Origin of the sequence: Nostoc flagelliforme FACHB-838 (assembly GCF_014698065.1) — a bacterium.
Taxonomy (GTDB): domain Bacteria; phylum Cyanobacteriota; class Cyanobacteriia; order Cyanobacteriales; family Nostocaceae; genus Nostoc; species Nostoc flagelliforme_B.
This window is the reverse complement of the sequence record NZ_JACJSI010000350.1, coordinates 1-6,070: the sequence shown is the minus strand read 5'-3', so window position 1 is coordinate 6,070 and position 6,070 is coordinate 1. Positions and strand designations below refer to the sequence as shown.

The window sequence follows — 6,070 nt, the reverse complement described above, 5'->3', positions numbered from 1 at the left end:
GGTAAAGGCGCGGCTGCAACCGATTGTAGTACTTTGAGTCGCCGTTGTGTCGCCGCTAAGGCATTACCATCAAGTATCCGCACTGTATAACCGGGCAACAAGGGTGCAGGCGCTCCACCCATCTGTCTAATTAATTCTCCTAGCGAACTTGCGGTTTCTCTCAATAAACCCGCACTAACTGCTGTTTCCACTCCATTGAGTTTGCTGTACAATGCCCATCTTGTCACATTCAATTCTTCGGCTTTGGCAATGTAAGCGGCATTCACTGACGGATGAATTCCACACACTACCAAATTCATCAGATTCACCAAGCTTGAAAACATCAGTTCCCTCTGGTACTGCAATTTGGCATGACGCGAGAATATCTCATCGAGTCTTTCTGGTTGCAATATCCGCTCCATTAAACCTCGCATCATCACGCTAATGGGGCTGCATTGAACAAAGGCATCAAATAGAGCATCCAGCATTTTCTGCTACCGTATGAATCTTTACTCTCAACAGTAACTTCTACTGATTTTCTCTCGCCCAGATTTAACATTTAGACAGGTATCGTTTCAGCCCCTACGCCAACAAAAGATCCGTTAACCACACAGGATCGCCAAATCATTGCAACTATCGTCAATCAGTCGGATTACTCCAAAAACTGCCAGCCCGAAGATGTGGTAACTATCTGGATCAACAGCGATGATATTGTGTGGGTGAAAATGACCCACGGCTATGCTCGATACCACAAACAGTGTTTCAAACGCGCTGTTGCAGAGGTAAAAGCGAGTCTTTCTGCTCCGGTAAAATGCAATCACAAGGAAGATAAGGAATTGAAACAAGCTTCTGAGAAAATAGGCTTGTTAGGCAATTGTGATTGGCTATCGTTGAGCGTCCAGTACCATTCTGATAAAGTAATCGGTCATGCTGGTTGTTATATCTCTCACAAGGCTCGAATATTAACGCCACCATCTGAATGGGACTTCACCCTGCCGAAGTGGAATATACCTGCTGCCATCTGTCCAGATTGTGAAGGACATGGGTGCGGTAACTGTGGGTATCGCGGGACTCGTGCAGAAGACTTGTGCGAACCAGTGGACGACTATCGACTGACCTATGTAGGACGCACTGACCTTCAGACGGCTCACAACGTATATCTAGATGGTGAATTCTTGGGAATTATCTTCAAGGTCAAAAACGCTGATGAAGTCTGGGAAAACGACCCCAAGACTTACTATTGGCGCTGTGGGGATGGAGTACGGTATTGGAGTGTGAAAGAGGCTGTAGAGGTGCTATCCAGGGCAACTGCTCCGATTGAACTGCCGCAAGTTCGTCGGGAGTTGGTCGCGGCGTAAATAGAATGGTGGGTTCTCATACCCACCATGCAACCATAACCAATCCTTGTAAAATAAAATACAGTTCGCCCTTACAAAATGACCCAACAACCTCACGATAAATTTGCCAAACAGTTTCTAGAAGAGTTACTTTCTCCCTTTGGGGAAGTAAAAACTAACAGGGAAGTAACTGATGAAACAAGATTTGTTGATGTGTTATTTTCACCAACACCAACATCTGCGGTTGATGCAGAAACTTTAGGATTATTGGGTAGAATTGCGGTATTAAATACTACTTTACTAGAGCCATTTCGCAATCAGCCGAGTAGAACGGAAGTACGCAATTGTCTTCAAAAATTGTTCACTGTGATTGCAGACGCGCAACGCAGAGCCAACAGGGAAGACACAACAATAGCAGAGAACGATTTAGCAAGACTGTGGATCTTAGCGCCTAGTGCTTCAAAAGCTTTGCTCAAGGCTTTTGAAGCTAAACTAGATTTAGACAATTGGATGAGCGGAGTGTACTTTCTGCCATTGGGTTTAAGGGCAGCAATAGTAGCAACTAATAAGCTACCGCGAACTCCAGACACACTATGGTTTCGGCTCTTGGGGAGGGGAAAAGTACAAAGGGAGGCAGTAGAAGAACTGGTTGCACTACCACCATCCGATCTTGTACGCCGGAATGTACTGGAAATAATTTACAGGTGGCGTATCAGTGTAATGACACAGACAGAATTAACCAAAGATGACCAGGAGTTGATCATGAACTTAACTCAAGCTTACGAAGAAGCAAGAGCGCAAGCGGTACAGCAAGGAGTACAGCAAGGAGTACAGCAAGGACAACGACAAGTTGTAGAAAACTTGTTAAGATTCCGGTTTGGTTCTGTGGATGAAGAACTTTCAAGAGTAGTCGGTAGTTTGTTGCAGTTAGCACCAGATGATTTTGCTAGAGTTTTACTGAAATTATCTAGTTTATCCCGTGAAGAGTTGTTAGCGAGATTTAATTCACACGAATAATCTGTAACTACAAATAATTAGTAATAAAAAGCGCTTTTGTAAAATCAAGAGCGCTGTTTTATTGGCTCTACATTTCATACATTTTTAGTCAACGGCTGCGCCAATGCAAAAGTGAAATGCTTTTGGTAAAAATACATGACCCCTGAACAAACATCAGAATTATTTGCTCTCTTGATGCGCCAAGAGGAACTACTTAAACAGTTGGTCGCTTCAATCAATAAACCGAAACTGGGATTGCACTCTGAAGCTGGCAGTTGCAAAATCTACTGTAATCGTCACAATGGTTCACTGTGGTATACCCTAAACAACAGTGAAGCGAGTGCGATTACCCAAACTGCCTTAACTGGATATCTAAAAGAACTCAAATTTGAGAAGTGTGAGCGCAGAGGAAAAGAAGTTTACAAGTTGCTGATTACTATTCTTGCAGACAGAACCTATATATTAGAAAGTGGGCATGATACTCACTTTGCTAAATCTGTATTAGCCGCGATTGCTACTCTTACTCCACAACAACTATACTCTCCCATCACACTACAGCCTACTCCTGGGACGACAGATGAAAGCGTCTTATTCTGTCGGGTGTGGGTTGGGTCTGAATTAGTCATGGCATCCTACAACGAGCAAAGCAATTGGCGAGAAATAAGTAAACAGGCTTTAGAAATTTGTAAATCAATAACAAAGTAAAAATGGTAAGACTAATAGATTTAACTGGGCATCGTTACGGGAAACTTTTGGTTAAACGAAGACATCAACAAAACTCCAAAAGTTACAAAGCTAGATGGATTTGTGTTTGTGAATGTGGTAGAGAAACGATTGTAACTTCAAACAACTTGCGCTCACAACAGGTTTGTTCCTGTGGCATCTGTGTTAGAGGTAAACACAATCAATCAAAGTCTCGAACATATAAAATTTGGAGCAGCATGAAAATGCGTTGTTTGAATCCTAATGATTCTGGTTGGAACTACTATGGAGGCAGAGGAATACAGATTTGTGAACGTTGGAAACAAAGTTACGAAGCTTTTTTAGATGACATGGGAGAATGCCCTTCTGAGCAACACAGTATCGATAGGATCGACTTCAATGGTGATTACTGCCCGGAAAATACACGCTGGATATTACTTTCCGAGCAAGGTAAAAATACGAGACACAATAGAGTTATTAATGCCTTTGGGAAAAGCCAAATTTTGGCAGATTGGGTTAGGGAAACTGGGATAGCAAATACCACGCTCCGAAGTCGTTTGAATAAAGGTCAGCATCCCGAAGAAGCTTTGTCTACACCAGTGTTTAGAGAGAGGCTATTGACTTTTGATGGAGAAACTAAAAGCCTTACAGATTGGGGCAGATATGCTGGGATACATCCAGACACTCTCTCTGGACGACTTTCTCGTGGGTGGAGCCTAAGCGATGCTTTGAAAAAGCCAATCAATATTAAACATTTTCGTAAGAATAGCCTATAAAGTCAGGCTTTAGCTGTAACAAAAGCTGCTCTTGAGATGGCGTTTTAACTCGTTGTAAACAGAGTTTGGGTAACTGTAATTAGAAGTTACTCAAGCTTTGTCTACAGCTTGCTGTGCTGCGTACTCACCACTACTACTAACAATAAATGACTACAACAATCGTTCAGCCTAGTATCGAAAACTTACAGCAGTTTTCTGACTCGTTCGATATCGAGAAACTATTGCAATCTGAGGGAGTTTTGCCGTGGCTTCTAGTAAATGGCTGGAAGGACGACGATGAATCAAGATTGATTGCAAATATTGTTGATGAGTCTACCAGTATTGATGAAGTTTGGGAATCAGGCGAGTTTGACTTTAAGGCTCTGCCTGATGAATTAAAGGAAAAACTCAATCAAATCTTTGAGCATTTCTATCTGTAACATTTTTCATCCTCAATCAATAATTAACGCAGAGTTAACGAAAAGGTTGACGAAAGAAGAATCAGATTATGCGTGAAAAACTCTACAGTCAGACTAATTAAATCTGACTGTAGAGAAAAATCGATTCCACGATAAATTATGGCACACTTCACTGCTACTGAGATGGAATTAAATTTGATTAAAGTTTACGACCCAACGCTTTTAAGCTCCTCAAAAGTTTACCAAATCAACGGTACACTTTCCCGATATTTGGGTGATGAAGGTAGTATACAACATCCACAGTATGTATTTGTACCTCTGCCAAATCAAAGAAAAAAAGCCAGCTTTCGACTAAATCGAAACAAACTTATGACTCGTTGCTATGAAGTCGAAGGCATGGTTTATGAAAAGCCTGTGGTACAGGATAATTCACAGCAACTTCAGCTATTTTGAGCCATGCCAACACATAAACCGCCAGTCATCAAAAGACCTGTTCGACTACAAAATGGCTCTACAAAAGTAATCTATAGAGCTACTAAAGACATTCAAATAGTCACAAAGAAAGCTTCGCTGAATTGAAAGTGAAAAATAATGATTGAGGTGAATAATCATGGTACAAGCAATTGACAACCCTATCATTGCAAATTTCCTAACTGATGCAGTAGTCGAACGCCACAATTTCTCACAGTTAAATAAAACCCGTATCCGCTTTCGTATCCAGTTAAAGAAAAGTACAAAGTCTGCCGCACCTAAATGGGCAGATGTGTTAAAAGCTGAAGTATCTGAAATTGAATCAGACCTCGTTAAAGTCACAAATTCCGAAGTCGGTTTGCGAGGTATTAAGGTATTCAAAAAGCTTGATGAAGCTGCTGCCCAACTGAGGCAAGAGATTGCTTCAGTTCAAGAGTGGATGTCTGCTGATACTGGTGATTGGGTTTGTCCGATTGATTTGGCTCCACTCGTTTGGAATCAGTTAATCAATATTAGAGACAACATTGCTCCCGGTTTACGCAATCAATTAAAAGTTGACTACGAAGCAGGACTCGAAGATTACCAAGAGCGAATTGACCAGTTTCTCTCACTTAACACCTGGGAATTAGCACAGGATAAGCAAGAGTCAGTCAAAGCTAACTTGTTAAGAGCATTCCCGACTCTGACCGACCTCGAAGACTATTTGCAAGTCGTTATTGGTCGCCCGGTGATTATCCCTGCCCTCTCTGAACAACTCAATCAGCAACAAGCCGAATGTCTTGACCAGATTACCAAGTTCATCCAACAGTATGACCAAAATCTGGAGCAAAGGCTACGGGAATCAGCCTTGGCAGGTGGTGAACAACTTGCCGCCCAATTGCTTGAAGAATTAAGCGACTGGGAGCCAGGACGTAAGCCAGTACAGTTCAAAAAAAAGATGGAAAAACACCTGATGAAAGTGCGGGTGTTACTGGCAAATGCCTCACCTGAAGCAGGCAGCAGTTTAGAACAGATGATGGCGCACTTAGAGGATGTTTTAAAAGTCGAAGCGAGTTAAAAATTATGCCAGTCGCCTGACCATAATCCGGATCATCGCAATGTAAATAAAAGTCTCAGAGGTTTCTGGTAGTCGTTCATAATCTTTACTTAAACGTCGACACCAGTTAAGCCAACCAAAAGTTCGCTCAACAACCCAGCGCTTTGGTAAATGGACAAAACCTTTCTTTTCCAATGGTCGAAGCACAATTTCCACAATCCAGCGAAACATATCCATCACCCAACGCATAAATTCTTCACCACGGTATCCGCCGTCCATCCAAATAAGATTTAAACGTTTTACCTGACTGCCTGTATTGTGAACTCGGTTGAGAACTTTTTTCGCTCCTTCTCGTTCTGGAAGACTGGCTGAGGT

At 42.1% G+C, this 6,070-nt stretch carries 8 protein-coding genes and 1 pseudogene; 7 read left to right on the top strand and 2 right to left on the bottom strand.

All coding sequences use genetic code 11. The features are described 5' to 3' along the window. Positions 1-467, bottom strand: a pseudogene (locus tag H6G97_RS43370) (IS4/IS5 family transposase); the annotation flags it as partial. Positions 468-659: 192 nt separating this feature from the next. Here H6G97_RS43370 and H6G97_RS43365 point away from each other — a divergent pair. The 7 genes from H6G97_RS43365 (at position 660) to H6G97_RS43335 (ending at position 5,716) form a co-directional block, all read left to right on the top strand. After that, positions 660-1,337: a hypothetical protein gene (locus H6G97_RS43365; protein WP_338421971.1), complete on the top strand. Its 678-nt coding sequence runs from the start codon at positions 660-662 to the stop codon at positions 1,335-1,337. Positions 1,338-1,415: 78 nt separating this feature from the next. Beyond that, positions 1,416-2,333, top strand: coding sequence for a hypothetical protein (locus H6G97_RS43360; protein ID WP_190946689.1), 918 nt, complete (start codon positions 1,416-1,418; stop codon positions 2,331-2,333). Positions 2,334-2,468: 135 nt separating this feature from the next. Further along, the gene (locus tag H6G97_RS43355) at positions 2,469-3,017 is read left to right on the top strand and encodes a hypothetical protein (protein WP_190946688.1); all 549 of its coding nucleotides are present in this window, start codon (positions 2,469-2,471) and stop codon (positions 3,015-3,017) included. Positions 3,018-3,019: 2 nt separating this feature from the next. Continuing rightward, on the top strand, positions 3,020-3,790 hold the full coding sequence (locus tag H6G97_RS43350) for a hypothetical protein (protein ID WP_190946687.1): 771 nt from the start codon (positions 3,020-3,022) through the stop codon (positions 3,788-3,790). 146 nt (positions 3,791-3,936) lie between these two features. After that, positions 3,937-4,209 carry a hypothetical protein gene (locus tag H6G97_RS43345; RefSeq protein ID WP_190946686.1) on the top strand — a complete coding sequence of 91 codons (273 nt, stop codon included), beginning with the start codon at positions 3,937-3,939 and terminating at the stop codon, positions 4,207-4,209. Between the two features lie 138 nt (positions 4,210-4,347). Beyond that, the gene (locus H6G97_RS43340) at positions 4,348-4,641 is read left to right on the top strand and encodes a hypothetical protein (RefSeq protein WP_422394273.1); all 294 of its coding nucleotides are present in this window, start codon (positions 4,348-4,350) and stop codon (positions 4,639-4,641) included. Between the two features lie 157 nt (positions 4,642-4,798). Beyond that, complete coding sequence (locus H6G97_RS43335; RefSeq protein WP_242056001.1) at positions 4,799-5,716, top strand: hypothetical protein; 918 nt, start codon at positions 4,799-4,801, stop codon at positions 5,714-5,716. 3 nt (positions 5,717-5,719) lie between these two features. On the opposite strand, the gene H6G97_RS43330 is transcribed toward H6G97_RS43335, so the two are convergent. Next, positions 5,720-6,070 (bottom strand): transposase (locus H6G97_RS43330; RefSeq protein WP_190941080.1); only part of this gene is annotated, 351 nt, incomplete at its 5' end.